This window comes from Streptomyces sp. NPDC057950, assembly GCF_042887295.1.
Lineage (GTDB): Bacteria > Actinomycetota > Actinomycetes > Streptomycetales > Streptomycetaceae > Streptomyces > Streptomyces kaempferi.
Genome location: NZ_JBHVPP010000010.1, coordinates 75,015 through 100,960, shown reverse-complemented (window position 1 = coordinate 100,960; position 25,946 = coordinate 75,015). Strand labels below are relative to the sequence as shown.

31 protein-coding genes and 3 pseudogenes are annotated in these 25,946 nt (G+C 68.7%); 20 read left to right on the top strand and 14 right to left on the bottom strand.

The genetic code is table 11. The features are described 5' to 3' along the window. Nucleotides 1-2 precede the first annotated feature (2 nt). The 8 genes from ACFVTC_RS18250 to ACFVTC_RS18215 are packed head-to-tail and all read left to right on the top strand — an operon-like array spanning nt 3 to nt 4,678. Entirely contained in the window at nt 3-752 is a 750-nt protein-coding gene (locus ACFVTC_RS18250) for a GvpL/GvpF family gas vesicle protein (protein WP_390128056.1), read from the top strand. A gap of 1 nt (nt 753) precedes the next feature. Beyond that, nucleotides 754-1,023 (top strand): gas vesicle protein GvpG, encoded by a 270-nt coding sequence (locus ACFVTC_RS18245; protein ID WP_385083503.1) that lies wholly within the window; start codon nt 754-756, stop codon nt 1,021-1,023. Further along, nucleotides 1,016-1,894 carry a histone protein gene (locus tag ACFVTC_RS18240; RefSeq protein WP_390128053.1) on the top strand — a complete coding sequence of 293 codons (879 nt, stop codon included), beginning with the start codon at nt 1,016-1,018 and terminating at the stop codon, nt 1,892-1,894. Before ACFVTC_RS18245 ends, ACFVTC_RS18240 begins: the two co-directional genes overlap by 8 nt. Before the next feature lie 6 nt (nt 1,895-1,900). Further along, on the top strand, nt 1,901-2,986 hold the full coding sequence (locus ACFVTC_RS18235) for an SRPBCC family protein (RefSeq protein ID WP_390128050.1): 1,086 nt from the start codon (nt 1,901-1,903) through the stop codon (nt 2,984-2,986). Further along, nucleotides 2,979-3,311, top strand: a complete 333-nt coding sequence (locus ACFVTC_RS18230) for a gas vesicle protein (RefSeq protein WP_390128048.1) — start codon at nt 2,979-2,981, stop codon at nt 3,309-3,311. The genes ACFVTC_RS18235 and ACFVTC_RS18230 overlap by 8 nt, the downstream gene beginning before the upstream one ends. Before the next feature lie 57 nt (nt 3,312-3,368). Next, on the top strand, nt 3,369-4,172 hold the full coding sequence (locus ACFVTC_RS18225) for a GvpL/GvpF family gas vesicle protein (RefSeq protein ID WP_390128046.1): 804 nt from the start codon (nt 3,369-3,371) through the stop codon (nt 4,170-4,172). 3 nt (nt 4,173-4,175) lie between these two features. Then, on the top strand, nt 4,176-4,403 hold the full coding sequence (locus ACFVTC_RS18220) for a gas vesicle protein (protein WP_390128044.1): 228 nt from the start codon (nt 4,176-4,178) through the stop codon (nt 4,401-4,403). Then, a complete protein-coding gene (locus ACFVTC_RS18215; protein WP_390128041.1) occupies nt 4,400-4,678 on the top strand; it encodes a gas vesicle protein K in 279 nt (92 codons plus the stop codon). The genes ACFVTC_RS18220 and ACFVTC_RS18215 overlap by 4 nt, the downstream gene beginning before the upstream one ends. Nucleotides 4,679-4,733: 55 nt before the next feature. Here the strand turns inward: ACFVTC_RS18215 and ACFVTC_RS18210 are convergent, their stop codons facing one another. From ACFVTC_RS18210 to ACFVTC_RS18185, 6 genes are all read right to left on the bottom strand, one after another. Beyond that, nucleotides 4,734-4,889, bottom strand: a complete 156-nt coding sequence (locus tag ACFVTC_RS18210; protein WP_390128407.1) for a DUF6131 family protein — start codon at nt 4,887-4,889, stop codon at nt 4,734-4,736. Between the two features lie 231 nt (nt 4,890-5,120). Beyond that, entirely contained in the window at nt 5,121-5,294 is a 174-nt protein-coding gene (locus tag ACFVTC_RS18205) for a hypothetical protein (RefSeq protein WP_194280761.1), read from the bottom strand. Nucleotides 5,295-5,496: 202 nt separating this feature from the next. Then, a complete protein-coding gene (locus ACFVTC_RS18200; RefSeq protein ID WP_390128038.1) occupies nt 5,497-5,928 on the bottom strand; it encodes an SRPBCC family protein in 432 nt (143 codons plus the stop codon). A 357-nt stretch (nt 5,929-6,285) separates the two neighbouring features. Continuing rightward, nucleotides 6,286-7,302 (bottom strand): iron-containing redox enzyme family protein, encoded by a 1,017-nt coding sequence (locus tag ACFVTC_RS18195; RefSeq protein WP_390128035.1) that lies wholly within the window; start codon nt 7,300-7,302, stop codon nt 6,286-6,288. After that, entirely contained in the window at nt 7,299-7,520 is a 222-nt protein-coding gene (locus tag ACFVTC_RS18190) for a CDGSH iron-sulfur domain-containing protein (RefSeq protein WP_390128405.1), read from the bottom strand. Before ACFVTC_RS18190 ends, ACFVTC_RS18195 begins: the two co-directional genes overlap by 4 nt. Nucleotides 7,521-7,602: 82 nt before the next feature. Beyond that, nucleotides 7,603-8,244 carry a HemK2/MTQ2 family protein methyltransferase gene (locus tag ACFVTC_RS18185; protein WP_390128403.1) on the bottom strand — a complete coding sequence of 214 codons (642 nt, stop codon included), beginning with the start codon at nt 8,242-8,244 and terminating at the stop codon, nt 7,603-7,605. A 599-nt stretch (nt 8,245-8,843) separates the two neighbouring features. Here ACFVTC_RS18185 and ACFVTC_RS18180 point away from each other — a divergent pair. From ACFVTC_RS18180 to ACFVTC_RS18160, 5 genes are all read left to right on the top strand, one after another. Then, a complete protein-coding gene (locus tag ACFVTC_RS18180; RefSeq protein ID WP_390128034.1) occupies nt 8,844-9,533 on the top strand; it encodes a GAF and ANTAR domain-containing protein in 690 nt (229 codons plus the stop codon). 250 nt (nt 9,534-9,783) lie between these two features. Continuing rightward, entirely contained in the window at nt 9,784-10,344 is a 561-nt protein-coding gene (locus ACFVTC_RS18175; protein ID WP_390128031.1) for a Dps family protein, read from the top strand. Between the two features lie 356 nt (nt 10,345-10,700). Beyond that, nucleotides 10,701-11,048 (top strand): hypothetical protein, encoded by a 348-nt coding sequence (locus ACFVTC_RS18170; protein WP_390128029.1) that lies wholly within the window; start codon nt 10,701-10,703, stop codon nt 11,046-11,048. An 84-nt stretch (nt 11,049-11,132) separates the two neighbouring features. Further along, on the top strand, nt 11,133-12,098 hold the full coding sequence (locus ACFVTC_RS18165; RefSeq protein ID WP_390128028.1) for an LLM class F420-dependent oxidoreductase: 966 nt from the start codon (nt 11,133-11,135) through the stop codon (nt 12,096-12,098). 19 nt (nt 12,099-12,117) lie between these two features. Beyond that, nucleotides 12,118-12,789, top strand: coding sequence for an HAD family hydrolase (locus ACFVTC_RS18160; RefSeq protein ID WP_390128025.1), 672 nt, complete (start codon nt 12,118-12,120; stop codon nt 12,787-12,789). Nucleotides 12,790-13,369: 580 nt separating this feature from the next. On the opposite strand, the gene ACFVTC_RS18155 is transcribed toward ACFVTC_RS18160, so the two are convergent. Beyond that, nucleotides 13,370-13,495 carry a hypothetical protein gene (locus ACFVTC_RS18155; RefSeq protein WP_390128023.1) on the bottom strand — a complete coding sequence of 42 codons (126 nt, stop codon included), beginning with the start codon at nt 13,493-13,495 and terminating at the stop codon, nt 13,370-13,372. A gap of 158 nt (nt 13,496-13,653) precedes the next feature. On the opposite strand from ACFVTC_RS18155, the gene ACFVTC_RS18150 reads away from it, so the two are divergent. Continuing rightward, a complete protein-coding gene (locus ACFVTC_RS18150) occupies nt 13,654-13,914 on the top strand; it encodes a DUF3253 domain-containing protein (RefSeq protein WP_390128021.1) in 261 nt (86 codons plus the stop codon). Nucleotides 13,915-14,281: 367 nt separating this feature from the next. Here ACFVTC_RS18150 and ACFVTC_RS18145 read toward each other — a convergent pair whose 3' ends face one another. The 3 genes and pseudogenes from ACFVTC_RS18145 to ACFVTC_RS18135 form a co-directional block, all read right to left on the bottom strand. Next, nucleotides 14,282-14,638: a four-helix bundle copper-binding protein gene (locus ACFVTC_RS18145; protein WP_390128018.1), complete on the bottom strand. Its 357-nt coding sequence runs from the start codon at nt 14,636-14,638 to the stop codon at nt 14,282-14,284. A gap of 489 nt (nt 14,639-15,127) precedes the next feature. After that, on the bottom strand, nt 15,128-16,855 hold the full coding sequence (locus ACFVTC_RS18140; protein ID WP_390128016.1) for an enoyl-CoA hydratase-related protein: 1,728 nt from the start codon (nt 16,853-16,855) through the stop codon (nt 15,128-15,130). 214 nt (nt 16,856-17,069) lie between these two features. After that, nucleotides 17,070-17,396 (bottom strand): annotated as a pseudogene (locus ACFVTC_RS18135) (TetR-like C-terminal domain-containing protein); the annotation flags it as partial. Between the two features lie 397 nt (nt 17,397-17,793). On the opposite strand from ACFVTC_RS18135, the gene ACFVTC_RS18130 reads away from it, so the two are divergent. After that, nucleotides 17,794-18,099 (top strand): hypothetical protein, encoded by a 306-nt coding sequence (locus tag ACFVTC_RS18130; protein ID WP_390128015.1) that lies wholly within the window; start codon nt 17,794-17,796, stop codon nt 18,097-18,099. A 486-nt stretch (nt 18,100-18,585) separates the two neighbouring features. On the opposite strand, the gene ACFVTC_RS18125 is transcribed toward ACFVTC_RS18130, so the two are convergent. After that, on the bottom strand, nt 18,586-19,419 hold the full coding sequence (locus tag ACFVTC_RS18125; protein ID WP_390128012.1) for an alpha/beta fold hydrolase: 834 nt from the start codon (nt 19,417-19,419) through the stop codon (nt 18,586-18,588). 111 nt (nt 19,420-19,530) lie between these two features. On the opposite strand from ACFVTC_RS18125, the gene ACFVTC_RS18120 reads away from it, so the two are divergent. Beyond that, nucleotides 19,531-20,016: a MarR family winged helix-turn-helix transcriptional regulator gene (locus ACFVTC_RS18120; protein ID WP_390128010.1), complete on the top strand. Its 486-nt coding sequence runs from the start codon at nt 19,531-19,533 to the stop codon at nt 20,014-20,016. Between the two features lie 275 nt (nt 20,017-20,291). Here the strand turns inward: ACFVTC_RS18120 and ACFVTC_RS18115 are convergent. Continuing rightward, a pseudogene (locus ACFVTC_RS18115) lies at nt 20,292-20,733 on the bottom strand (Lrp/AsnC family transcriptional regulator). On the opposite strand from ACFVTC_RS18115, the gene ACFVTC_RS18110 reads away from it, so the two are divergent. The 4 genes from ACFVTC_RS18110 to ACFVTC_RS18095 all read left to right on the top strand — a co-directional run bounded on the left by ACFVTC_RS18110 (nt 20,646) and on the right by ACFVTC_RS18095 (nt 24,616). Beyond that, nucleotides 20,646-20,981, top strand: coding sequence for a LysE family transporter (locus ACFVTC_RS18110; protein ID WP_390128007.1), 336 nt, complete (start codon nt 20,646-20,648; stop codon nt 20,979-20,981). The pseudogene ACFVTC_RS18115 and the gene ACFVTC_RS18110 sit on opposite strands and share 88 nt — an antisense overlap. A gap of 307 nt (nt 20,982-21,288) precedes the next feature. Continuing rightward, a complete protein-coding gene (locus tag ACFVTC_RS18105) occupies nt 21,289-21,741 on the top strand; it encodes a PaaI family thioesterase (RefSeq protein WP_390128005.1) in 453 nt (150 codons plus the stop codon). Beyond that, nucleotides 21,738-22,724 carry an MBL fold metallo-hydrolase gene (locus tag ACFVTC_RS18100; protein WP_390128003.1) on the top strand — a complete coding sequence of 329 codons (987 nt, stop codon included), beginning with the start codon at nt 21,738-21,740 and terminating at the stop codon, nt 22,722-22,724. The genes ACFVTC_RS18105 and ACFVTC_RS18100 overlap by 4 nt, the downstream gene beginning before the upstream one ends. A 485-nt stretch (nt 22,725-23,209) precedes the next feature. Next, entirely contained in the window at nt 23,210-24,616 is a 1,407-nt protein-coding gene (locus ACFVTC_RS18095; protein WP_390128000.1) for an amidase, read from the top strand. A 192-nt stretch (nt 24,617-24,808) separates the two neighbouring features. On the opposite strand, the pseudogene ACFVTC_RS18090 reads toward ACFVTC_RS18095, so the two are convergent. After that, nucleotides 24,809-25,061, bottom strand: a pseudogene (locus ACFVTC_RS18090) (hypothetical protein); the annotation flags it as partial. 4 nt (nt 25,062-25,065) lie between these two features. Next, entirely contained in the window at nt 25,066-25,941 is an 876-nt protein-coding gene (locus tag ACFVTC_RS18085; protein ID WP_390127998.1) for a LysR family transcriptional regulator, read from the bottom strand. Between the last annotated feature and the right edge of the window lie 5 nt (nt 25,942-25,946).

Here is a 25,946-nt window from a genome sequence, read left to right as displayed (position 1 = left end):
CCGTGACAGCCGACGGGGTGTACGTGTACGCGATCACCGGGGCCGGAAGGCCGTTGCCGACCGACGCGCGCGGTGTGGGCAACCCCGCCGCGCGTCTGCGCACGATCCGGCAGGGCGGGATCGCGGCCGTTGTCAGCGACGCTCCCGCGAATCTTCGTGCCAGGCGACGCGACCTCCTGGCGCACCAGGAGCTCCTGCTGCGCCTGTCGGACCGAGGCCCGGTCCTGCCGATGCGATTCGGGATGGTGGCGCCGGACGAAGAGACGGTGCGCGGGCAACTGGAGGCCCGGGAGACGGACCACATGGCGGTGCTGGAACATCTCACCGACGCGGTCGAAGTCAACGTCAAGGCACTCCCGGCACAGAACGCGCTGGCAAGCCTCGTCGCGGAGGACAGGAACGTCCGGCGATTGCGCGACGAGGCGCGCCGGCGACCTGGTTACGAAGCCAACGTACGACTCGGTGAAGCCGTCGCGACCGCGCTGCGGAGCAGGGCCACCGAAGCCGGCCGGCGAGTACTGCGCGAACTCACGCCCCAGGCGCGCGCCACCGCCCCGGGACCGGACGTCCAAGGGTGCGTTCTCAACGTGTCGTTCCTCGTCGGTCGCGTCGACAGCGACGAATTCATGAGCGCCGCGGAGCAGTTCGCCAAGTCCCACCGGGACCGCGTCGAGTTGCGTCTCGCAGGCCCGTTGCCCTGCTACAGCTTCGTCTCCGTCGAGACCATCCGTGTTCGGACCGCGGGCGTCTGACATGGGACTGATCACCGGAATCCTCACACTCCCCATCGCTCCGGTCCGCGGCGTCGTCTGGGTGGCGGAAAAGCTCAACGACGCGGCGGAGCGCGAGCTGCACGACCCAGGGGTGCTCCGTGCCCAGCTGGCGATCCTGAACCGGGAGTTCGAAGAGGGGGACATCAGCCTGGAGGAGTTCGAACGAGAAGAGGAACGACTGCTCGACCGGCTCTATGCCGCACGGGTCGCTCCCGCACCGCACGATCGAAGGGGACACGCTCATGAATGAGAAGGAAAAAGTAACGCTTGCAGCCGCCGTAGTGGGCGGCTACGTGCTGGGGCGAACGAAGAAGGGGCGGCTGGCGCTGTCCATCGCGACCTACCTGGCGGGTCGGCGATTCGGTCTTGAACCTCGCCAGATCGCAGCCGAGGGGATGCGAAGGCTCGGGGAGATCCCTCAGTTCGCCGAACTGCAGGAGCAGTTGCGCGGAGAGGTCCTCGAAGCAGGGCGTAAGGCGGTGGCCGCCGCGGCCGACCGGGGGATGAGCACGCTGGCGGACGCCATCAGCGACCGCACGGCACGCCTGGGTGAGATCGCGGGCCAGGACGAGGAGGACGAGGAGGAGTACGCACCGGAAGAGGAAGACGAGGAGGACGAGGAAGAGGAGCAGCCGGAAGCCGAGTACGAGGACGACGAGGAGTACGAGGAGGAAGAGGAGCCGGAAGCCGAGTACGAGGAAGAGGGAGCGCAGGACGAGGACGAGGAGGAGGACGAGGAGGAGGAAGAGCCGGAAGAAGAGCCGGAAGAGGCGCCGCGGCCTCCGCGGCACCGCCGCAGTTCGCCCCGGTCCCGCAGGGCTTCCGCACCGACACCGCCCAAGAAGGCCACTCCCAGTCGTGCGGAGAAGCGCCGGTCGGCCAAGGCCGCGCCGGCCAAGAAGTCCGCCCCGGCGAAGAAGACGGCGGCGAAGAAGTCCGCGCCGGCCAAGAAGTCCGCCCCGGCGAAGAAGACGGCGGCGAAGAAGTCCGCGCCGGCCAAGAAGTCCGCCCCGGCCAAGAAGGCAGCCGCGAAGAAGTCCGCGCCCGCAAAGAAGACCGCGGCCAGGAAGACGACGTCGTCGAAGCGAGCAGCATCCAAGCGCGCCGATCGGCGGAGGTAGGCAGTCATGGCCAAGACGGAGAAAGACCAGCCCGCAGAGGAGACTTCGGGTGTGGATCAGCTTCGCGGCGAGCTGACCAAGTTCCTCTCCGCGCAGGTGGAGCACCTCGCCGAGAAGGCGGGGGAGAAGCTGACGGATGTCACCGGCAAACTGTCCGAATCAGCTGAGACCGGCTCGCTTCCCGCCATTGGATCTCGCATCCTTCAAGGTGACTCACCGCTCAAGGCGTTCGTCTCGGAAAAGGCCAAGGGCGTCAAGGACAACGTCGTGGGCAAGGTGAAGGACGCCTTCGGCGGAGGAAAGGGCAGACGCAAGTCCAGCGGCGGCAAGGTCATGAACATCATCGAAGTTCTCGATGTGGGAGTGCCCCTGCGGGACGCCTACGACTACTGGACTCAGTACGATCAATTCAGCAGCTTCGCCAAGGGCGTTCGCGACGTCTCGAAGAGCGACGAGGTCGGGAGCGACTGGAAGGTCAAGGTCGGCCCTTCCTCTCGCAGCTTCAAGGCGACCGTCCAGGAACAGATCCCGGACGACCGTATCGTCTGGACTTCCGAGGGAGCCAAGGGCACCACTCGCGGAGCGGTCAGCTTCCACGAACTGGGGCCAACCCTGACGCGCATCGTCCTGGTCGTCGAGTACTACCCCTCAGGGTTCTTCGAGAAGACCGGCAACTTGTGGCGGGCCCAGGGACGCCGCATGCGGCTGGACTTCAAGAACTTCCAGCGGTACGTCACGCTCACCAACGAGGAGCCCGAGGGGTGGCGGGGCGAAATCCGCGACGGCGAAGTCGTCGTGTCGCACGAGGACGCCGTCGAAGAAGAGGAAGCCGAGCAGGAGGAGGCCGAGAACGGCGAACTCGAGGGCGAGGACGAGGACGGTTCCGAGGAAGGCGCCGACTCCGCGTACGAGGACGAGGACGAAGACGAAGGCGCTTACGAGGACGAACCCGAGGCCGAGGAGGAAGAGGGTCCAGAGGGCGAGGAAGCCGAAGACGGATACGAGGACGAGGAGGAGGACGCCGAGGAGGAGGACGCCGAAGAGGACGAGAAGGCGTCCAGGAAGCCACGGCAGAGGCGACGCCGTGACTGACGTCGACTTCCGGCAGAGTTCCTATCCCGTCCCCGGCCCTCAGACCACCAACCTCGCCGACATCCTGGAACGAGTGCTCGACAAAGGGATCGTGATCGCCGGGGACATCAAGGTCGACCTCCTCGACATCGAGTTGCTCACCATCAGGATCCGACTCTTCGTGGCCTCCGTGGACACGGCGAAGAAAGCCGGAATCGACTGGTGGGAGAACGACCCGGCGCTCAGCTCACACGCTTCGCACAGCGCTCTGAAGGACGAGAATCGCGCCTTGCGGCAGCGTGTGGAGCAGCTTGAGTCCCAGACCCCGGATGAATCGTCGGAATAGTGAACCCGCGGCGACGATCCCACCCCAGCCAGCGAGGACCAAGGAGAACAGACGAAAATGACGGAGCGCGGGTCTGAGCGTTCGGACGCCAACGCCACCTATGTGTTCGCTGTCTGCTGGAATCCGGACCCGTCGGCCTTCCACGGGCTGTCAGGTGTCACCGACGAGGCACCTGTACGCATACTGCCACTGGAGAAACTCACGGCCATCGTCCAGACCGTCAGAGCCTGCGACTTCACCGACGAAGCCTGGCAGGTGCGCCTGTCCGACCGGCGGGAGCTGGAACGCTACGCCCGGGCCCACCATGATGTCGTCACCGCGGCTGCCGCGTCCTGTCCGACCGTACCTGTGCCGATGGCCACGGTGTATCACGGTGAGCGGAGAGCGAGTGATGCGCTCGGCAGCGAGTCGGACCGGTTCCACGCCGCGCTCGAGCGGATCGCGCACCACGCCGAGTGGGGCGTCAAGGTGTACGCGCCACCGTCCCCCGCGGACGACTCGTTCCGCACCGCCACCCCGAGCGCGGGACGTCGCCCGGCGCCAGGAGCCGGCCTCGCCTACCTCGACCGCAAGCGGAGTGTGCAGGTGCGTCGCGAACGGAGCCGGCACGAAACGCTGCAAGCGGCCGAGCAGGTGGATTCCGAGGTCAGGCTCCTCGCCGCGGCGTCTCGGAGGCTGCGTCCCCACGAGCCGCGACTCTCCGGAGAACGACGTAGTCAGGTCCTCAACGCCACGTACCTGGTCGCTGATCATCGTGTCGAAGAACTCGCTGAACTGACCCGGTCGTTGAGTAGGCGGACCGGGTTGCACATCGACCTGTCAGGGCCGTGGGTGCCCTACTCATTCGTCGGTGAGGTGTAGACCATGACGCACGACGTGGTGCCCTGGGACGATCCCGGACCGCTGAGTGGCCCGATCGGTGTACCTCTCGTCGACCTGTTGGACCGAGTCCTGGCGACCGGAGTCGTCATCAGCGGCGATCTGGTCATCGCCATCGCCGACGTCCCACTGGTGCGGTTGTCACTGCACGCCCTGTTGTCGTCCGTCAACGAACGTGTCCCGGCACCCTGGAGCGACGGAGGCCCACTGTGACCGGGTCCCGGCTCGACCTTGACCGCGACGAGATGGGACGGGACCTCGTCTGCCTGGTACTCACAGTGGTCGAGCTTCTGCGGCAGTTGATGGAGCGACAGGCGATCCGGCGTGTCGAACAGGGCGACCTCAGCGAGACGCAGGTCGACGAGATCGGAACCACCCTGATGATGCTCGATCAACGGATGACGGAACTGTGTGAGCAGCACGGACTTCGACCGGAGGATCTCAACCTGGACCTCGGGCCGCTCGGGACGCTGCTGCCACGAAGCTAGCGCCGAACGGGGAGGGCCGCCTCGTCGCCGGCGCCTCCTCCGGTCGGTCCGGGATTCACCAATAGTGCCGCCGGCCGCCCACGGCGTGCCCGACACCACCCAGAATCCACAGCACCACTCCGATGATGACCAGGACGATTCCGATCGTCCATAGAATGCCGATGCCTGTCAGTAGGCCCACGATGAGCAGGACAACTCCGAGGATGATCATATTTTCCTCCGGATGGGGAGCCGGCCCCCTCATCGCCGAGTCCCCGAGAATTCCGCCCGCAAACGCCGAGGGCATACCGACCTGCTGGGCTTCGCCGCCTCGCCGCCTCGCCGCCTCGCCGCCTCGCCCCATGGCCATCGACATGATCAATACGTACCATCGTGCAGAGGTCGATCCGCTGATTCGCCGTGTGGCGAGCGTCGTTCCGCCGTCGCTCCTGTCGGCCCTCGGTCAGCCCTTGACAGACCGCTTCGCGCCTTCTTTCGCACCCCGCATCATGCCCCGGGCTTCCAGAGCTGCGCCCTTCGCCGCGAGGGTTTCCTTGTGGGCCGCGTGGGCGACCTTCCGCACCGTCTTTCCGAGGACCTGTTCGGCCTTGGCCTTGGCTCGTTCTCCGGTACTCATCCGGGTACCTCCGGGGAGTGTCAACTGATGGTGTGCCGTTGTGACAGCAGTGACGCCATATGTCCTGTCGAAACTTCAAGCCTAGACCAAGGCCGTGACGTCCTGCTCGATCGGTCCCACACCAGTCATGGCACAGAAGCCTCGGAATTCGTGGCGGACGCGAGACGAGGTCGGAGAGGGGCCGGTACTTCGGAGGCGCCGCTCAGACTCCTGTTTCGGGACCGCGGGATTCGATGTACTCCTTGAAGTTCTTGAGGTCGCCGGAGACGCGCCGCTTGACGAGGCCGAGCTTGTCACCGAGCTTCTCGGTGAAGCCCTGGGGGTTGTAATCCAGTCGAAGCGTGACCCTCGTCCTCACCTCATCCAGAGGATCGAAAGTGACGACCGCGGACCAAGTCGGCTCGCCGACAGTCGTCCAGGCGACTCGCTCGTCAGGGATCTGCTCGGTGATCTCGGCGTTGAATTCCCGCGTGACCCCCTCGGCCTTCGTCTCCCAATGGAGGATGAAGTCGTTGACCTGGGTGACCTTCTCCACATCGTCCAAGAAGTGCGGGAACGACTCGAAATGCGTCCACTGGCTGTAAGCGACGCGGAGGGAGACGTCGACCTCGATGGACTTCTCGACCTGCGACACGTGGCGGCTCTTTCCTCTGTACGGCCGCTCCGACGGGGCCATCGGTGCGGGGACGGAACCAAAGATCCCCCCGCGACCCTGCCGCGTACGGCGGAGCAGCCCATGACCACTGGATGGATGTCCAGGCCCGGGATATCGGTCCCGGGCCACAAAGGCACTGCCTCTGAATGGCCTCAAGCTCATTATCGACCCCGGAGCACAGAGTCCGGAAAGAGGCCACTCGCACCATCCTGGGACATGTGAGGAACCGAGCGGGAGGCCGCGGCATGTGACACTTTGGGTTCAGGCATGGTCCGTGGCATCCCCTTCGCGGCGGACCATGCCTGCTGTGCCGGCGGCGAAGTCCTCTCGGAGCATTCACTCCTCCGGCGAGGGCCCGTACAGGGCGGAGCGCTGCTGGTCCCACGCTCCTTCGATGTGGGCGGCGAGCCGGTCCTCCAGGAGGACGGTCGCGGCGCAGCCGAAGGCGATGTCCTCCTCCAGGTCCGGTTCGTCGGCCAGGAGGCCCCCGATGACCTCGTGGCGGACGATCTGTTCATGGACGGCGTCGGCCTCGACGTGCTCGGCGTAGAAGTGCTCGGCTGCCGGTCCCGCCCCGCACCGGCGCATCGCTCTGGCGAGGCGGCGGGAACCGGGGGAGGAGGTGACCTCCACGCAGGCGAAGTGGCCGACCAGGGCGCCGCGCAGCGCCCGGTGCAGGCCGAACAGCGACATCAGGTTCACGGTGGCGAGGAGGGCCGCGGGCGCCTGGTCCAGGTAGCGGCCGTACTCGGGATCGAGACCGAGGTCTGTCATGAGGTCGGCGTAGAGACGGGCGTGGATGCGGTCGGCGCGGCCGGCGCCGAACTCGTCGTACTCGATGGCGACCATCGCGGCCTTGGACCGGCCGGTGAGGCGGGGGATGACCCAGGCGTGCGGGTCCGCCTCCTTGAGGTGGTAGAGCGAACGCAGTGTGGCGTACTCACGTAGTTGCCAGAGCTTGCCGGTCGTTTCGAGCCGGTGGCTGAGGCTGCCGGTGAGGTCCACGGGTTCGACGAGCAGGGGCGCGAAGGTCTCCGCGACGGTCCGCGGCGCCTCGGTCAGGGCGGACCGCAGGGCGCCCAGGAATCGGGTCTCCAGACTTCGACGCAGGCGCAGCAGGTCCGGGTCCCACTCCCGTTCGTCGGGGACGTCGGCGAAGCCTCGATAGTGGAGTTCGTACAGGATGTACAGCGAGAGCTGGCAGTCCTCGTCCCAGATGTCGGCGCTGAGAACCGCATCCGGTTCGTATGCGGGGGGCAGCCCGGTGCGCAGGGATGCCGTGACGGTCTCCGACAGTACGCCGCGTCCTCGGGGCAGGGCAGTGCTGGCGGCAGGCAGTGTGGACTGCTTCATGGGGAGTTCCTGTCCGGTGATGGAGCCCGGCGGGCAGAGGTGCCGTCCCCCTCACGTGTCGGTTCGCAACGGTGGCCGGGAGGGGCGTCGACGGCCTTCTCGCGGGGCCGGTGGCTCGTGTCGCACCAGGGGTAGGTCCGGCTGCGGCGGCAGGTGCAGATCGCCACCATGAAGCGGTCCGAGCGAGCGACCGTGCCGTCGTCCAGGACGATCTCCACGGGTCCCTCGACGAGGACGGGTCCCTGCGGGTCGACGCTCGCCCGGCGAGCCTCGCGGGTCGGTATGTCTTCCGGTGCTGTGTCAGAGCGCTTCGGCACGGATGATCACCAGCTCCTCCTGGTCCTCGCCCACGTCGGCGAGCCCCTGGCTCTGGAGCCAGGCTCGTCGCCCGCGGAGAACGGGCCCCCAGGGCACCAGGGCCCTCGCGGTCGTTCGTCCGGCCAACCCCGCCTGCTCCAGACGTTTCAGCGTGCTGTCGGGGTCGCACATGGCGGAGTGGACCATGAGCAGAATGCCGCCGGGGTACAGGAGGGCAGGAGCGCTCGCACAGATCCTGTCGATGACGAGCCGACCGTCGGGGCCGGCATCCCAGGCACGGGCGGGTCCGCGGGAGGGCAGCCATCCGTTCGGCGCCGGGACGTAGGGGGGATTGGCGAGGACGAGGTCGTACCGTCGGGCGTTCGTGCGGGTGGTGAAATCCCCGTGCAGCACCCGAAGGGGCAGGCGCCGGTGCAGGGCATTGAGGCGGGCGGTCGTCACCGCCCGCCAGGACACGTCCACGGCGGTGACATGTGCGCCTCTGCTCGCGGCGCTGAGAGCCAGGGCACCCGTACCGGTGCCGATCTCCAGAATTTCCGTACCCGGTCGAACCCTTTCCGCCGCCAGAGCGTGAGCGAGCAGTTCTGTGTCAGCCTGTGGCCGGTACACACCGGGCAGGGCCATGAGTCCCGTGGGGAGCACTTCCTGATGTACAGCCGTACTGGGCACCGCAGCCTCCGGAATGTCGTTTGTCCGCAGCGCGGAGCTTGATCGGGTAGCACCGGTGGTCCAAGTGCCTTCACATCGGCGAGAGGGACCCTGCCGGTGGGAGGGACGGGACCTCGGGCGCGGACCGAGGAGAGAGCGACTGAGGCCCCGGCAGGAGAGCCGGGGTGATCACGTGGGCCGTGTACCCGTTCTCCCACGTCTCTCACGGGACTCGGACGTGTGGCGTCGTGAGCGCAGGCCCTACGGGTGGCGGACCTCGGTATCCGGCTCGGTGCGGAATCGGACATGGGCGGGGGTGACCAGCGGCCTCGGTTGCACGAGAAGGTGATGGAGGCCGACATCCTGCTCAGCGCAAACGCCGATCTGGTGCCGCTTCGGGCCGGCCTGGCAGCATCTGGGCGAGCGGACAGGCAGGGGACTCCGCATCTGCCCGACAACGTCCCGCTTCCCGCCACGCCACAGCTCGAAAGCATGGCCTCGGGCCCTTCCGGGCGGTCACAGGAGTGAAGGCGGGTAGCTGTCCGGTCAGAGCAGGGAAAAGGGACGGAGTGGGTATGGACTGGCGTCAGTACGCGCAGCAGATGGCATCGATGGCGCGCGACCTGCTGGCACAGCCGTCGGTGGACGCGACACTGGAGCGGATCACGAGTTCGGCCACCGAGCTCGTGGCAGGCTGCGATGCTGCCGGCATCCTTCTCGTGCGCGGCGTGGAGGTGCAGACGCTGGCGCCGACCGAGCAGCTCGTGGTGGAGCTCGATCAGCTGCAGCGGCGCCTGGGGCAGGGCCCGTGCTTCGACGCAGCCCGCCGGTCCGAGCGGGAGCGGGTGTTCCGGATCCCCGACTTCACCGAGGAGAAGTCACGGTGGCCCGGCTTCGTGCCCGAGGCGCTGAGACTGGGGGTGGGCAGCATGATGGGATTCCTGCTGTTCACGGAGGACGAGGATTTCGGGGCGCTGAACCTTTACTCGTGTCGCCCCGGCGCGTTCACCGAGGTCAGTGAGGACGCCGCCGTGATGTTGGCTTCACACGCGGCGGTCGCCCTGTCCAGCGCCCGCACCCATGCGCAGATGGAGCAAGCCGTCGCCACCCGTCACCAGATCGGCGAAGCCATGGGCATTCTCATGGGCGAGCGCCACATCACGGAGGAACAGGCGTTCGCCTTGTTGCGTCGCCACTCACAGGAGAACAACGTCAAGCTGCGTGAAGTGGCCCGGCAGGTGTGCGAGACGGGCGGCCTCTCCTGAGCCGTGATGTGGGCGGTTCCCCCGGCACGTGGCCGAACCAGGGGGACCTGGGCCGAGTCGGCCCCGCGGGAGTTGTCTCCGCCCCGGTCCTACTTTACGAAGTCCCCCGCCCTGCCGTATTCACACGTCGCACCCGCCGTGTTCCGTGAGGCTGGAAGAACCGTCCGGTTCGGACGGTGCTGCGGTGGTTGCGTTCTTCCGTCACGGGTACCGGGAGAGGGCAAACCGAGCGAGAACAGGAGACATGGGTATGACCTCCAATGCCACCCCCCGTTACACCGTCCCGGGCCTCACGGTGCAGGACGCCGGTACAGTCATCGAGCTGCTGCAACAGCGCCTCCACGCTCTCAACGACCTCCACCTCACGCTCAAGCACGTCCACTGGAACGTGGTGGGCCCGCACTTCATCGCCGTGCACGAGATGCTCGACCCCCAGGTCGACCGTGTCCGCGCCATGGCCGACGATGTCGCCGAGCGGCTTGCCGCCCTGGGGGGCGTCGCGAACGGCACCCCGGGCGTGCTGGTCGAGGAGCGCACCTGGGAGGACTACAGCGTGGGTCGGGCTGACGCCATCGCGCATCTTGGCGCGCTCGACCTCGTGTACACCGGAGTGATCGAAAACCTGCGGACCGTGACCAAGTCGGTCGGTGAGGTCGACCCGGTCACCGAGGACCTCCTGATCGAGCAACTCCGCGACCTGGAACAGTTCCAGTGGTTCGTACGGGCGCACTTGGAGACTGCGGGCGGCACCCTCACCACCGCCGGGGCCACCTCGGAGTCTGAAGCCGCCCGGCAGGCCGCCGCACAGTGAGATCCGACTCCTAGGACGGGCGTCCGATCCTCGACGGCCCCACCCGGGCGGCACGCGACATCGCCGGAGCGGGCTCGGTACCCGCCGTCGGCGCTGCAGCCGCCGTGCTCGGGCCGGCCTGGGCGTCCTGCACCGCCGTGCCGGCCGCCGACACCGCCGTTCCCCGTGGGACGGCGCTCAGCGAGAACTCCCGTATCTGCTCACCGCGTCCGCGACGACCGCCGCCTCGGGAGTGGCGCTGGTTCTCGCGCCGGCGGGAGGGAGTGGCGCTGGTTCTCGCGCCGACGGGAGGGAGTGGCCCGGCGGATGACCCGAAGTGCACCGTCGTACCCCAGTGGAAAAGGAGTGTGATCGCCATGGTCACCGTGTCTCTTGACGGAGCGTCCCAGGAGGATGCCGCCACGGTCTTCGACGTCTTGCGGACGGCGTTCCCCGCCGACGGGCCCTCGGATCCCACGCCCCATGACCTGCCGGGAATCCACTCCGTCGTGCGGACCGCGGAGTTCGAGCCGACGCGGGAGCCCGTGCCCACCGGGCCGACCTCGCTGGAGGGCGAGTTCACCGCCACCCTGCAAGGCGGGTACGCCGCCGTGGACCGGCTCTGCGAGGCACTCGACGCCGCGTTCGCCGTCGACGAGCAGGGCACGGCGCCGGGTGACCAGGAGAAGGAGGTCGATCTGCAGCTCCGGACGAAGCGTCGGTGAGACAGGAGTCCGACATCACGTTCGCCTGTCGACGCACCCGCCGCAGGACCGCTCGCACGGCCGACCCACGAGGAGAAGAGCGTCATGGTCCAGATCGGGTACACGATGATGACCGAGCAGGCCGGCCCGCGCGAGCTCGTCGCCCACGTGGTCGCAGCGGAACGCGCGGGCTTCGACTTCTCCGTCACGTCCGATCACTACTTCCCCTGGCTCGAGTCCCAAGGGCACGCCCCGTACGCATGGAGCGTCCTAGGCGCCGCGGCGCAGGCCACCGAACGCATTCCGCTGATGACCTACGTGACGTGCCCGACGACCCGGTACCACCCCGCCGTCGTTGCCCAGAAGGCCGCCACCATGCAACTCCTCTCCCAGGGGCGCTTCCGTCTGGGGCTCGGCTCCGGGGAGAACCTCAACGAGCACGTGGTGGGCGGCGGATGGCCCGCCGCGCGGGTGCGACTGGAGATGCTGGAGGAGGCAGTGGAGATCATCCGCTCCCTCTTGGCGGGCAAGGAAGTCAGCCACCACGGTGTTCACTTCGACGTCGAGAACGCCAAGTTGTGGGATCTGCCCGAGGTGCCCCCGCCGATCGGTGTCGCAGCCTCCGGTGACCGGTCCTGCGAACTCGCCGGCCGTCTCGCTGATCTTCTGATCGCGACCGAACCCGAGCAGAGCCTGATCACCGCGTTCGAGCGGCATGGAGGCCAGGGCAAGCCCAAGGTCGGCCAGCTGCCCATCTGCTACGACACCGACCGCGACGCGGCGATCGCCCGCGCTCACGACCAGTTCAGGTGGTTCGGCAGCGGCTGGTCGGTCAACTCCGAGATTCCCGGACCCGCCGGGTTCACCGGGGCCACTCAGTTCGTACGGCCCGGGGACGTGGCCGAGTCCATCCCCTGCGGTGATGACGTGGAAGCCGTTGTGGAGGCCGTGTCCCCCTACGTGGAAGCGGGGTTCACCGAGATCGCCCTCGTCCAGATCGGCGGCGACCACCAGGAACCGTACCTGGAATGGGCCCAGCACAAGCTGCTTCCCGCACTGCGAGATCTGTGAAAGGCCGAGGACACCTCAGATGACCACGAAACGTGCCGCGATCTTCGACGTCGACGGAACGCTGGTCGACACCAACCACCTGCATGTCGTCACCTGGTGGGAAGCCTTCCGGCAGGCAGGCCACCGTGTTCCCATGCGCGAGATCCACCGGGCCGTGGGCCTCAGCGGCGACGACCTGATCGATCACCTCCTCGGTGACGACCACGACCCCGACGGCGACGAACAGATCACCGCGGCCCACCACGCCCTCTACGCGACGTACTTCGACCGACTGCCGTCCCTGGACAGGTCGGCCGACCTGCTGCGTGCTCTGGCGGCTCGAGGCTGGGAGGTCGTCCTGGCCACCTCGGCGGGCGGCGCCGAACTCGCCGCGCTGCGTGGAGCCATCGACGCGGACGACGTCATTCGCGGGGCGGCCGGCGCGGACGACGTCGCCGACGGCAAACCCGCTCCTGATCCCGTCGCCGAAGCCAGAAGCATGGCCGGCGTCCCGAGCGAACGGGCCGTGTTCGTCGGGGACACGGTCTGGGACATGCGGGCCGCCGTCCGGGACGGAGTGACTCCCGTGGCGGTACTGTCCGGCGGAATCCCTCGTGCGGACCTGGAATCGGCCGGCGCCCGCGCCGTGTACCGAGACCCCGCCGACCTGCTCGATCACCTGGACTCCAGCGTCTTTGCCGATCAGGGGTGAAGGGAGCCCCGGTGAGGCGCGCGGACTCAGGGGTGAACGGCGCCCCGGTGAGGCGCGCGGACTCAGGGGTGAACGGAGCCCCGGTGAGGCGCGCGGGCAAGGGCGAGGCCGGAAATCCTCACGGCGAACCCGTGAGAAGCATGGGTCGACACGGGGAAGACCAGATCGGGGCCGGCGGCGGCGCCGAGTCGGGCATGCACGACACCGGACCCAGAGGCCGCTCGGGAGTGCCGCGCTCGGCGCAGGGGGACGACTTCGACTTCGACGAGCCCCCGAAGAGCGAGGCGACCGCACCCTACCCGTCTGGCCACCATGTCCGTGCGATGTCCTTGCGGACCACTGGATGCGGAGTCTCGGGCTCTTCGCGGGTTCGGCGGGAATCGATTTTGGTCTGACGCTTCTGCACTATTGCTCGACGCATGACTGTCTCCTTACGACCAACGAGTTTCGCAGAAGTCGCCTGGATAACATGTTCAGCGGATTTTGCTTGATCCGTATGCCTACTCTCAGTGGTTGATGTCCGGTGGGAAGGCGAGCCAGCTGGCTCCGCGTCCTCGCCACGTCCCATTTTCGGCAGTAGTCACTGGTCGTCCGCGGTGGCGATCGCGGCGAGAAATGCCGGCGGCAGCTCGGTCGGGCCGTCGCGCGCGGCGGTGACGTTCTGGCGCGGGTCCCACATCATCTCGGTCGGGATGCGTTCTGGCACGCGCTCGTTGCTGACAGTGAAGGATGCCGTCAATGGTCCGTCGGAGGAGAGCTCGGAAAGCGTGCTCGACGGTGGAACCTCCGGGGCGGAGGCAACATGAATCAGTCTGCGAGTACTTTGGAAGCAGATCGTCCTCCCGGACGAAGGGAGCATCCTGGATGCCTTTCAGCGACAAGGCCGTGGAAACCGCCCTTTTGAAGTTGCTCGATCAGCGAGTTTCCGGCGCATCGGTCTGCCCGTCCGAGGTGGCTCGTGCACTTGATGGTGCTCGGGGCGACGAGTGGCGGGAACTTATGGAGCCGGTGCGCCGGGCGGCTGTCCGGCTTGCTGACCGCGGTGGGGTGGTCATCACCCAGCGCGGCGTCCCGGTCGACGCCCGAAGCGTTCAGGGGCCCATTCGTATCCGGCGCTCGGAGTGACCCTCGGTGCCGGGTCACCGTCTTCACATACGACGAGGCCAATCGTGTCACCTCGATGCTGCGGGCCACCTGGGTGGGCGGTTCCGGAGGTGCGTCGTTCGGTCGTTCGACGAGAGCGGTCATACGTACCGGCCGTGCACCCTGTCGAACGCGCGTCGCCGTCCGGTACATCGCCGGTGCGTCGTGGCACGCACCTGGAAGCAGACCGCCGCGCCGGGCGTGGCGTAGGAGTGGGGCTCCAGCAGTCGCTATCTGCTGAAGCCCCTCTGTGAACTCACCAGCGTGGAGCACACGCGTGGGCGCGCGGTGAGGTTGTGGTGTACCGGCCAACGCGGTGGTTGCGGTCCTGCGGTCGGAACGGCAGGTGTCAGGCGCGGATGCCGGTCATGGACCGACAGGACTCGGCGCAGGCACGACATGCTTCCGCGCACCGTTTCATCTGCGGGTCGTTCTCCAGGCGCATACACGCTTCCGCGGCCATGTCGCAGGCCCGCGCACACAAGGTGCAGACGTCATTGCTCATGGGCGACATGCGCATGCACATGTCGGCGCACATGCGCGTCATGTCGGCGCAGTCCATGAGCGTGCGCATCATGGCGGGGTCGAGGTACTCGCCGCCCTGCTGCAGGCAGTGGTTGATCGATTCCTCGCACATGCTGTAGGCGGCCAGGCAGGCGTCCACGCACTTCTTCATGTCCGAACTCATCTGCTCGGAGTGCATCATGATGTTCCTCCTTGAGGCGTGAGGTGTGTGACCGGCCCTTTGCCGCCCACTGCAACCATGTCCGTTATGTTCTAATGCTCCAGCGGGATGCCGCTACCGGAACGTGCCTTCATGCACGTCCACCGCAGGTGACACTCGGAGCGCGTGATGAAGCGCCGCGGATCCCCCTGCGCAGGGGGAGTGACTCGGATACGCCGGAAACCCGGCACGGGGATCTCGTGGGGCGCGGCATGTCGCGTCTGCTCCCTGCGCGCGGGGATGCTCCCTGCCTTCAAGGGATGAGGTGGGGAGGTGAGCACTGCGGGGGATCGGGCACCGTCCGGCGGGCACGATCCTGGCGGCGACAGCCGCCCACGGGGAGCTGTGGGACCAACTCGGCGTTTGATCGTCGTCGACAGCACGACGATGCGCGGACGGTCGGCTTCTGCTCCTGGCATGGTGCCGCGCCGGAGAGGTCGTCGCTGAGGAGGATGTTCCTGACATCGGCCGTCAGCGCACGTTGTGCCATCCGGGGTCGACGGGTCCGGTGAGCGGGAGGGGAGAAAGGCTCGGGGTCTTGCGAACGAAGGCGGAGCGCAAGGCGTGGTACGGGGCGTGGGGGTCGAAGAAGACGGCGTGCATGCGGGCGAGCTCGGCACTTCGGCAGTCGGCGAGGGAACGTGCGCGTTCGTTCGCGGCGTGGGCGTGGGACTTGGCGGCGATGCGCTGCTCCAGGCCGGGGGCGGCGGCGATCTCGCGGGCCAGCCGCCCGGTCTCGGCGGCGAAGTCCTGCGGTGCGGCCGGTACAAGCCGGTCCACGAGACCGAGCCGCTCGGCGTGGGCCGCGCTGACCGGCAGGGCCTCGGTTGTAAGCCGCTCTGCCTGTTCGGGGCCGACGCGCCGGGGCAGGGTGTACGTCCAGTACTCGGAGCCGTACAGACCCATGCGCCGATAGTGCGGGTTGAGGACAGTGCCGGTGCGGCACCAGACCTCGTCGGCGGCGAGGGCGAGCATGGCGCCGCCGGCGGCCGCGTTCCCGCCGAGAGCGGCGACCACGAGCCGGTCGGTGGTCAGCAGGATCTCCTCGACGAGGTCGTCCATGGCGTTGAGGTTGGCCCAGGACTCCCGGCCAGGATCGGGGGCCGCTTCGATGACGTTCAGATGGATCCCGTTGGAGAAGAAGTCGCGCGTGCCGCCCAGGACGAGGACGCGGGTGCGGCGGGAGAGCGCGAACCGGTAGGCGGCGAGCAGCCGGCGGCACTGCCGGGTGCTCATCGCCCCGCCGGGAAAGGAGAAGGCCAGGAAGCCGACATCGCCGTGCTGCCGGTAGCGGATGTCGCTCCAGGTACGCCGGTTCGCCGGCACCTCATAGGGGAGGCGGGCCTCCGGCAGGGCCGCCGTGTCACGTCCGGTGAAGGCGGCGAGAACAGAGGTGGCCGGACGCCGGAAGGGAGCGGGGTCGCCGGAGTTCTTGCGGGGGCGAAGCTCCGGGATCCAGATCGCGCCGTCCCTGGTGGCTCGGCAGACGGCACCGGCGCGCTTGGCGAGGAGTTCTCCGGGGTGACCGCGGAGCTGGTCCTCTGGATGGCCGCCGTGGAGGAACACCTCCCGGCCGAGGATTTCATCCAGCACGCCCGGCTGCGAATCGGCGGCGCGAAGCTTGTGCAGCACCGTCTCGGTGTCATCACGGTGCCAGTCGATGCGGCGCCGCTCCTGCCGGAAGGCGTCGCGCCAGACCACCGTCACCGACGGGTCTGCCTGCGGCAAGGGCTTGTGCGTGCCTTCCGCGAAGCGTCGTACCGCCGCGAGGACTGCGCTCACCGCGGCGTCAGCGACCTCGCCCCGGTACAGGTCGCTCTTGCCGACGGGCGGCACGAGGAACGGCTCGGCCGCCCAGATCGCGCCCGCGTCCATCGCCGCTTCCGCCTGTAGCACGGTCACACCCCAGCTGGGGTTCCGTGCGTCGACGGCCCAGTCCAGAGCGGACGGTCCCCGGTCGCCGGGCGGACCCGGGTGCACGATCAAACACGTGTGCTCCCGCCACACGTCCTCGGGCAGCGCCGTCCTGAGCATCGGCGCGACGACCAGGCCGGGCCGCGACTCGCGTACAGCGGCCCGGATCGGGTCAGGGCCGTGAGTGGCGAGCACGACCTCCACATGGTGTCCGTGGCCCGACAGTTCGGCGTACAGGCGCTGGGAAAGGCTGTTGAATGCGCTGGCGACGAGCAGGATGTCCACGGCAACGCATCCTTGCGGGCTTTGGGGGGAACAGCGAAGAAGCGCGGCCGCGTTTCGTCCGCCCGGTCAGCTCTCCCTGTGTTCTGCGGACCACGCGTGCAGGCCCGACCGCTCACCTTGCGCATTGCTCAACTTGCCCATAGACCCGATTAGCCCCCACAGCAGATCTCCGCAGTCTCCGCCACGGCTTCGCCACATTGCAGGCGGACAACGCCAGCATGCGCAGGGCATGGTCCGCGTCGGAGTCTGCGATCTCGTAGCCGCGCGGGACCGCCATGAACGCGCCGAGCAGCCGCTGGCCCCCGGTGGCCGGCGGATCATCCGGGCCGGACGGTTCCAAGCCGATCGTCGCGGCGTACCGGCCAGGGTGCTCCGGAACGAAGGCGCGGAAGGCGCGGGCCCCAGCCGCCAGGGCGTCGCGGCCCGCGTACCCCTGGACCGCGCCGCTTACAGCGTCGGCGGCCTCGCTCAACGCCAAGGCCGCGATGCGCCGGTTGAGGTCTTCCTGCCCACCGACGTGCTTGTACAGGGACGGAGTCCGATACCGAAAGGATCATCCCCGCGAGCAGCGGGAGGATTCCAGCCGGGTGCAGTAGGCGCAGGGGCCATCCCCGAGTGTGCGGGGAGCAGAGTCTGAGGCGCTGCTGGAGGAGACGGATCGGGAAATCATGCCCGCACGCGCGGGGATGATCCCGGACACGCATCTGGGGATGCCGCTCCATGCAATCTTCGAGGAATACAACAGCGTCGTCCGAGGATCGTGACAGATCGTGATAACCGCGTCCAATCCCTGGCAAGGGCACAACTTCGCAGTACTGAGCGTCATTCTGCTGGCCGGCACGCTGACAGTTCTGGCGAACTTCGTCTACCTCTGCTCCCGATTCACACTACAAGCCCGCCAAGAGCACACCACTTCTGCCGCGTGGCGGAACGCTTCTTTGGCGACCGTCACCGTGGCGCTGGCCTTCTACATCTGGGGATGTCTACACGTCCTCTTCCTCGAGGACCAAGAACAGGGCGAAGCATGCGAGCAGGCACGCCCGGAGGGGACACCAACCCTGATCGGCCGCAGGGGCGACTTCATTCCGCTACGCCTCGTGTGCGAGGCATCGAACGGCCACGACTACTCGGTCGTCATTCCCCACTACATCAACCCGACCGTCGCCGTCCTGCTGCTGCTCGCACTCGCCTGTGCCCTGGGTTCGGTTCTCCTCCGCTACAAGCAGCGCGACTCGGCGGGGTAGTACTTCATGCCCACGGGGGCTCCGTTCTCCTGGACCATCAAGATCCAAGTCCCACTGGTGTCCAAGATCCTGGGTCAGGACCTTGCGGCGGCGGGGGTGCCCCGGGTGACGAGGGATGTTGAGGGCGTTGGGGGTGTTGAGGTGGTCCCCACACCCGACCTCGAACGCCGTCTCCTGGACGTGGGGCTCGCCTGCTCGGACATGGCCGGGCCTGTGACCGCGACCGGGCCTTCACCGAACTCCTCGGCCACCGGCGCGACTTCCTGCTGACTGAACGGATCCGGTAGGCCGAGCACGACGGGCCCCAGCCCGTCAACGGATTGGCAGGCTTGCTCCGCGGCGCCCGGATGCCGCCGCGGACGGATTGACGGAGTACCAGCGGCCTGCTCGACCTGGATCCGCGCACGGACGGCCGGGTCCGAGGCGAGGGCCCGTCAGACTCGCGCCGTCCCGCGCCCGGTGGGGTGTGGCGAGGGTCGTAGCTCGTCAGTGTCCGGCGTCGAAAATCTCCCGGACTCGCTGGGCGTAGGCCCGCGGGTGGGTGGTGTTCCCGTTGTGGCCGCCGGGCAGTTCCTGCGGTTCACGGCCGACCAGCCGGGCCAGTTCCGTCACGGCTCGGCGATCGAAGACGGTCCGCGGAGTGGTGCGCCCGGCGGTGGGCACGAGGCGGGTTCCGACGTCCTTCAGTGCCGCGGTGTCGAGGGTGTCGTGAACGACCGCGGTGAAGTCGTGCCGGATGAAGTAGTCGAAGTTGGCGGCGCGCAAGGCGTTCACCGGCTGGGGCGTGAGACCGGGTTCCGCGTCCGTGGCGGCGGGGTCGATGCCCAGAGTCCTGGCGATCTCCGGGAGTGCGGCGGCGAGGCCCTCGCGAAGGTAGAGATCCTGGAGTGTGGTGAGTTCGCGTTCGTGGCGGACACGTTCGTCATCGGGCAGGAGGCGCGGGGCGACGGGCTCGTGGGCGATGAGGGCGCCGATCTGTCCGGGATGCCGCAGGGCCGCGTGCATGCCGATGACGGCTCCGAGACTGCAGCCGAGCATGAGAGCGGGCGCGTCGGTGAGCGAGGCCAGCAGACGGTGGACGTCGTCGGCGTGCTCGACCAGAGTCGCGCCCCGGCCGGGTTCCTCGAGGCGGCTGCGGGACAGGCCGCGGCGGTCGTAGGTCACCACGGTGTAGGAGCCGGTGAGATGAGGAACGAGGTCGACCGTGCGGTCGGCGTCGCCCTCTCCGCTCTGCGAGATGAGCAGCAGCGGGCCGGTACCACAGACCTGGTAGTGCAGGTCCGCGCCAGGAACGGACAGTGTGCCGGTGGTCTTGGACATGATGCCTCCCCCTCGCGGGCGGCGGACCGTCCGTCGCTCTTGCCGACCACCATAACCCATCGAGTTGGATGCATCAATCTCGATGGATCAATTTCGATGTACCTTGGGGGAGTGAACGGAGTCGAGCTGTTCCTGCTGGGGCGCACCCTGATGAAGATCGGCGAGGAGGCCCTGCCGGAGCCTCCGGGCGGCACCGGCCGCTACGCCGGCAGCACCCGGCTGGTGCTGGTCGTGGCCAGCGACATCGCCGACCACCCCGACACCGCCGTCGGCGAGATCGCCGCGCGCACCGGCCTGCCGCAGAGCCAGGTGTCCTCGGCCGTCGCCCGCCTCAATGAGGCCGGATCGGTGCACACGGCCCCGGATCCCGCCGACCGGCGCCGGCTGCTGGTGCGTCAGGCCGACGAGGTGTCCGAGCGCGTGGCGCAGGTCCGCGCCGCCGGCATCGACGAAGCGCTGATCGCCGCCCTCGGATCCGACGAGCCGCGCCGGTTGAGGCAGGTCACGGAAGCACTGGACGTTCTCGCCCGCAACTTCCTGTCGCCTTCAGGGACTCCAGGACCACGCCGTGGGGACACCGTTCCGTCGTCGGAGTGACACGGTCGCGGGGAACTCGCACGATGTCCCGCTCCTCCGTGCGGATCAGGCATGCCCGGCAGACCGGACAGAGTGTCAGAAGATGCGGTCACGCGAGAGAACGGCGGTAGACGCCTCGGCCAAGCAGTCGATCTCGGGCACGGTGAAACCGTACGGACGCTGCACCTCGCCGTGCGTCTGGGTGCGATGCGACGGCTGCGCGATCCTGGTCCGGCGCCCAGGGGCTCTCCGCCTACCCGGGCCGCCCCGGCGGAATTGACCCTCAGACGTTGCGGCTACTGGGGCGACGGCCGTTCGTCGATGACGTTCTTCATGACGAGGGTGGAGGTCAGGCGCTGGCCTCCGGGAAGCTGGGCCAACTGCTGGTCGTAGAGCTGCTGAAAGGCGGCAAGTCGGTGGTGGCCACGCGCAGGAGGCAGTCCGGTTCGCCGAACAGACGCCGCGACTGCAGCACGTGGGGGACGGTGGACACGGCCTCTCCGAACGCGGTGACGGTGTCGGGTTTTTCCCAGCGCAGGCTGGGAGGGCGAGGCCCTCGAAGTTGAGGCCGACGGCGGCCGGATCGACGACGACCTGGTAGCCGCGGATCGCTCCCTCACGTTCCAGGTCGCGCAGTCGGCGGTGGCGGGGTGAGACGCTCAACCGCACACGAGCGGCCGGCTCGGTCACCGTCAGGCGGCCATCGAGCCGCAGCGCCGGCCTGCGGAGACGTTCGATCGTCCCGGCCGTCACCGGTCCGATCTGCCGGCCATGCGGTCTACGTGCTCGTGGCCGTCACGGGCCTGGCAGTCATCGTGGCGAGCTCAGCGGCCGCGCTCACCGCCCTGACCGTGGCGGGCGCCGGCTACCTGCTGTGGCTGGGTTGGGGGTTCCGCGAGAGCCGGCCGTGCCGACAGCCGCCGGAGAAAGTGCTGACCCTTCCCGGCTGCGGGTCCTGCTCAAGGGCGCCGGGACCGGCGGCCTGAACCCGAAGGCGCTCCTGCTGTACTTCTCGCTGTTCCCGCCGTTCATCCACCCTGCCACGGGCTGGCCGGTCGTCGCGCGGACTGGCTCCTCAACACGGCGCATCCGGCCGCGTGCACAGTCGCCCACCTCGCCGTCGGTGTCCTGGCACGGACGGTCCCGAGCACCCGCCCCTCGGTCGCCCATATCGTCACGCGCATCAGCGGTGCCATGATGATCGCCATCGGAATTTTCCTGCTGGCGGAACGCCTGGCCGGCCGAGGAACCCGTCCCGCTCCACCCGACACGGATCCGAAGGAGCGCACGCGCGTGGAAGACCAGCAGGAACAGTCGAGCCCCGCGGTGCGCGAGCGCATCCAGGCCAGCTTCGACCAGCAGGGCCTGATGTCCCACCTCGGCGCACGGATCACCCACATCGGGCCCGGCCGGGTCCACATCGTGCTCCGGGCCCGCCCCGAGCTGACACAGCAGAACGGCTACATCCACGCCGGCGCCACCAGTGCCATCGCCGACAGCGCCGGCGGCTACGCCGCGTTCACCCTGTTCGACGACGAATCCGAGGTCCTCACCGTCGAGTACAAGATCAATCTCCTCGCACCCACCGCCGGTGACCACCTCGAAGCCATCGGAACCGTCCTCAGACCCGGACGCACCCTGACCGTCTGTCAACTGGAGGTCTACGGTGTCCAGGCCGACGGCGCCCGCAAGCTCGTCGCCAACGGCCAGCAGACCCTGATCCGCGTCAACCGGCCCGCCGCATGAGCCCCCGGGCCTCCGACACGACCCCGCCGTCCTGGCTGACGTGGTGGCAGCGTCCCTTCCCTGACGCCAACACCCTCCTGCTGCCCGGACGGCGACCGGCCCTGGTCGACACCGGCTTCGTCGGCCACGCCGACGAGACCGCCACCTGGGCCCGCGCACACGCCGGCCCCATCGACCTGGTCGTCAACACCCACTGGCACTCCGACCACGTCGGCGGCAACGCCCTCCTCCAGGCCCAAGGCGCCGCCATCGCCGCCGGGACACCGGAGGCCGACGCCATCACCCGGCGGGACCCCGGCTGCTGCGGGGCCGAGTACCTCGACCAACCCGTCGCCCCGTACACCGTGGACGTCCCGCTCGACGACGGCCAGGTCCTGCGGCTGGGCGACGCCGACTGGCAGGCCGTCGGTACCCCCGGCCACACTCCGGGCCATCTCGCGCTGTGGCAGCCGGAGGAGCGGATCCTTGTCGTCGGGGACGCACTGTCGGACTACGACGTCGGCTGGGTCAATCTCGCCCTCGACGGCCCCGACGCGACGACCACCGCGCTCGCGTCCCTCAAACGGATGGCGGACCTCGGCCCCCGCCTGATCCTGCCCTCGCACGGCCCGATACCCACGGACCCCGCGGCCGCGTTCTCCGCCGCCCTTCGCCGGGCCCAGCGACTCGTCGACGACCCCGCCGGAGCCATCTGGTACGGCGCTCGCCGGATCTTCGCCTTCGCCCTGATGATCCGCGACGGGATCCCGGCGGACGAGGTCGAGCCGTACCTCCACGCCCGCGCCTGGCTGACCGACGCCGCCCACCTCCTGGCCGTAACCCCCGAGGCCCTTGCCATCGAACTGGTCACGACCATGCTCCGCAGCGGTGCCATCGTCCTGCGCGACGGACGCGTCCGGGCGGCCGCCGAGCACACTCCCGTGGCGCCCGAGGCGTTGCGCGTGCCCTACCCAGGCGCCTGGCCCGCGAACGAGGCGAGCTGACACCTGCTGGTACGAGGGGCGGGCGATCGGCCTCCAGTCGATCGCCCGGCCGCCGCGTCTCCCGCGAAGTCGCGTCTCCCGTGAAGTCGCGTGCCGCCTCGCGCAGCACGCTGTGCATGTTGGCGTCCCTCTTCGCATACCGAGCCCGCCCATCCGCGGGGGCTCCCGCTCCGCCACCTCAGATCTGAGGTCCCAGGCCGACCGCGCCCTGCGGAAATGCCCGCGACGTGCGGCTGGTCGACCGCGCCACCGACCTGAGACCGCGACCGAGCTCCTGGTCAGTGGGGAGGGACCGTGCCATCAGCAATGGGACCTTGCGCCGGCGTAGGGGCGGCGCCGGTCGGATCGACCCCGCCATGACGGTCACGCGCAGGTTCTGCACGTCTGGCGAGTCACCTCCGGCCGGGCTCACCGAGCAGAGCGGTGCTCCATGGAGTAAACCGGTCTAGGAATCCTGAGTGGGCCGGTCCAGGAAAGGTTTCAACATGACCACCGACCTCATTCGCTGCGACGCGAGCGAACTCGCCGAGCTGATCCGGACCGGGAAGGTGTCCTCTGTCGAGGTGGTGCGGGCGCACCTCGACCGCATCGAAGCCACGAATCCGAGGCTCAACGCCATCGTCACGCTCGCCGATGGCGCGCTGGAGGCCGCGAGGGCGGCAGACGAGAAGCTCGCGGCGGGCGGCGAAGTGGGGCCGCTGCACGGTGTGCCCTTCACCGTCAAGGACTCGTTCGACACCGCCGGAGTACTCACCCAGCGCGGTTCGCCGATCTTCGCGGGGCGCATCCCGGCCAAGGACGCCACCGCCGTGGCACGCGTCAAGAGAGCCGGAGGGGTCCTCCTGGCGAAGACCAACCTCCCGGAGTTCTCGTACTGGATCGAGACCGACAACCTCCTGACGGGCAGGACGAACAACCCCTGGGACCTCAACCGCTCGTCCGGCGGTTCGAGCGGCGGGGAGTCCGCGGCGATCGCGGCCGGGATGTCGCCGCTCGGACTCGCGAGCGACCTGTCCATCTCGGTGCGCGGGCCGGCGGCCGACACCGGTGTCGTGTCCTTCAAGCCGACGCACGGCCGCATCCCGATGACGGGGATCTGGCCGCGGGAACCCCGCCGCAACTGGCACGTCGGTCCCATGGCCCGCAGTGTCCGCGACCTCGCACTGGCGTATTCATTGGTGGCCGGTCCTGACGGCGCCGACGGCTTTGCCACCGCTCCGCGCGAGTTCGACACCGGCCTCGGTGCCTCCCCCGACCGGCCCGTGCGCGTGGGCTGGCTGGTCGACTCGGGACTCGGTCCGACCGACGCGGAGGTCGCGGCGACCGTGCGGGCGGCTGCCGACGCCCTGCGGACGGCGGGGGCCCGGGTCGACGCTGTCGACATCCCCGCTCTTGAGCGCGACGACCCCCTCAAGATCTGGACCAAGCTGAGCACCATGGAGGTGAAGCCGGCCTTCGCGGAGGTCACCGCGGGTCATGAGGACCAGATGTTCAGCTACTCCAAGTTCGTGGCCGGTATGCCCGACACGTCGATGGAGGACTACGTCGAGGCCGAACAGGGCGTCGAGCGGCTCCGGGACGGTTTCGCGGAGTACTTCCACGAGTACGACGTCCTGCTGCTCCCGGTGACCACGATCCCCGCGCACGAGCATCAGCTCGGGGAGTTCACCCTCGACGGCCGGACGGTGGGCCCCTTCCACGTGTCGTCGACGACCGTCCCCTTCAACCTGACAGGACACCCAGCTCTGTCGATGCGATTCGGTACGAGCGGCGACGGGATGCCGATCGCTGTGCAGCTGGCGGCCAACCTGCACGCGGATTCGACGGTCCTGCACATCGCCGCGCTGCTGGAGACGCTGAGCCCGGTGCGCGACCAGCACCCCGCCCTCTGACAACCGGGGAACGAATCCCCGCGACTACGCGACGGGCCCAGCGCAGGGGTGCTCCGGCATCGGCCGGAACCTGCAAGCCCCGGCGAAACCGGTCCTGCGGGGGCAGAGGATCGCCGGCCGCGCTCCCGCCGTTCACGACGAGGCCCTGGCCGCTGGATCGATCGACTGGATCGCGGTCGGTGACCAGTGGACTTCGTCGGAGACGAACAGCAGGTGGAGCTCCGGTGGGGGCGAGGACGAGCGCGGAGAACCCGGGGGCCCGGCCTCCATGCTCGTCAGCGCCGACGGCCACGAAGGTGCGATGGGCCTCGATGCGATCAGGACCGATCCGGTGGCCCGCGACTGCGGCCAGGTACGTGCCCTCGTAGGTGCCCGGGCCACGCACGAGCCGTGTGAGTCGCTCGGCATCCCGTGCGACGCGAGTTGCGGCGACGCCGCCCGCCAGGTGCTCAGCGGCGGTATGCGGCTGTCGCGATCTCGATGAACGACCGGATCAGCGGGTTGGTGTCACCCTCGTTCCACACCGCCACCACTCGGCTCGGCGCCATGTCGGTCAGCGGCACCACGGCCAGCTCCGCGGGCAGGTCGTGCCCGAGCGGGGCCAGGCCGACCGTGCCGTTCCACAGCACGGCCTGCAGGCATTCGTGGACTACGCGCACCACTGGGCCCTCGCGCGGCTCGCCACCGTTCCAGTACGACTGCCAGATCGGGTCCGTTCCCTGAGGGAACTGGAACCAGCGCCGGTCTCCCAGGTCGGCCAGCCGCAGCCGGCTGCGGTGGGCCAGCGGATCGTCGGCGCGCAGGACCACGCCCACCGGATCGGTACGCAGCTCACACACCGTCAGGGCGGTCTCGTCGAACGGCGCCCGAGTCAGGGCGACGTCGACCAGTCCGGCGCGCAGCCCGCAGGTCGGGTCGGTCAGGTCGGTGTCGCGGACGCGGATGTCGATGCCCGGGTGGCTTCGACGGTACGCGGCGGCCAGCCTGGTCGCTCCCGGGTCGGTGCTGTCGCCCAGGATGCCGACGGTGACGGTCGCGACGCCGGCCGCCGCGGTCACGACCGCGCGGACGCGGTCGGCGTGGTCGAGCAGGGCCCGCGCCTCGTCGAGCAGCACGGTGCCCACCGCGGTGAGCGTGACGCCCACGGGCGAGCGGGCGAACAGGAGGGCACCGACCTCGGTCTCCAGCCGCTTGATCGCCCGGCTCAGCGGCGGCTGGCTCATGTGCAGTCGAGTGGCGGCCCGGCCGAAGTGGAGTTCCTCAGCGACCGCCACGAAGTAGCGCAGGGTACGTAGCTCCACGCTGCAACGATACCCAAACGGCATAGGCG

Excerpts from the sequence above, each read along its gene's own strand:
- ACFVTC_RS18245 (WP_385083503.1), top strand. The coding sequence starts at position 754 with ATGGGACTGATCACCGGAATCCTCACACTCCCCATCGCTCCGGTCCGC.
- ACFVTC_RS18240 (WP_390128053.1), top strand. The coding sequence starts at position 1,016 with ATGAATGAGAAGGAAAAAGTAACGCTTGCAGCCGCCGTAGTGGGCGGC.
- ACFVTC_RS18235 (WP_390128050.1), top strand. The coding sequence starts at position 1,901 with ATGGCCAAGACGGAGAAAGACCAGCCCGCAGAGGAGACTTCGGGTGTG.
- ACFVTC_RS18225 (WP_390128046.1), top strand. The coding sequence starts at position 3,369 with ATGACGGAGCGCGGGTCTGAGCGTTCGGACGCCAACGCCACCTATGTG.
- ACFVTC_RS18220 (WP_390128044.1), top strand. The coding sequence starts at position 4,176 with ATGACGCACGACGTGGTGCCCTGGGACGATCCCGGACCGCTGAGTGGC.
- ACFVTC_RS18210 (WP_390128407.1), bottom strand. The coding sequence starts at position 4,889 with ATGATCATCCTCGGAGTTGTCCTGCTCATCGTGGGCCTACTGACAGGC.
- ACFVTC_RS18205 (WP_194280761.1), bottom strand. The coding sequence starts at position 5,294 with ATGAGTACCGGAGAACGAGCCAAGGCCAAGGCCGAACAGGTCCTCGGA.
- ACFVTC_RS18195 (WP_390128035.1), bottom strand. The coding sequence starts at position 7,302 with ATGAAGCAGTCCACACTGCCTGCCGCCAGCACTGCCCTGCCCCGAGGA.
- ACFVTC_RS18185 (WP_390128403.1), bottom strand. The coding sequence starts at position 8,244 with ATGGCCCTGCCCGGTGTGTACCGGCCACAGGCTGACACAGAACTGCTC.
- ACFVTC_RS18180 (WP_390128034.1), top strand. The coding sequence starts at position 8,844 with ATGGACTGGCGTCAGTACGCGCAGCAGATGGCATCGATGGCGCGCGAC.
- ACFVTC_RS18175 (WP_390128031.1), top strand. The coding sequence starts at position 9,784 with ATGACCTCCAATGCCACCCCCCGTTACACCGTCCCGGGCCTCACGGTG.
- ACFVTC_RS18170 (WP_390128029.1), top strand. The coding sequence starts at position 10,701 with ATGGTCACCGTGTCTCTTGACGGAGCGTCCCAGGAGGATGCCGCCACG.
- ACFVTC_RS18165 (WP_390128028.1), top strand. The coding sequence starts at position 11,133 with ATGGTCCAGATCGGGTACACGATGATGACCGAGCAGGCCGGCCCGCGC.
- ACFVTC_RS18160 (WP_390128025.1), top strand. The coding sequence starts at position 12,118 with ATGACCACGAAACGTGCCGCGATCTTCGACGTCGACGGAACGCTGGTC.
- ACFVTC_RS18150 (WP_390128021.1), top strand. The coding sequence starts at position 13,654 with ATGCCTTTCAGCGACAAGGCCGTGGAAACCGCCCTTTTGAAGTTGCTC.
- ACFVTC_RS18145 (WP_390128018.1), bottom strand. The coding sequence starts at position 14,638 with ATGATGCACTCCGAGCAGATGAGTTCGGACATGAAGAAGTGCGTGGAC.
- ACFVTC_RS18125 (WP_390128012.1), bottom strand. The coding sequence starts at position 19,419 with ATGTCCAAGACCACCGGCACACTGTCCGTTCCTGGCGCGGACCTGCAC.
- ACFVTC_RS18100 (WP_390128003.1), top strand. The coding sequence starts at position 21,738 with ATGAGCCCCCGGGCCTCCGACACGACCCCGCCGTCCTGGCTGACGTGG.
- ACFVTC_RS18095 (WP_390128000.1), top strand. The coding sequence starts at position 23,210 with ATGACCACCGACCTCATTCGCTGCGACGCGAGCGAACTCGCCGAGCTG.
- ACFVTC_RS18085 (WP_390127998.1), bottom strand. The coding sequence starts at position 25,941 with ATGCCGTTTGGGTATCGTTGCAGCGTGGAGCTACGTACCCTGCGCTAC.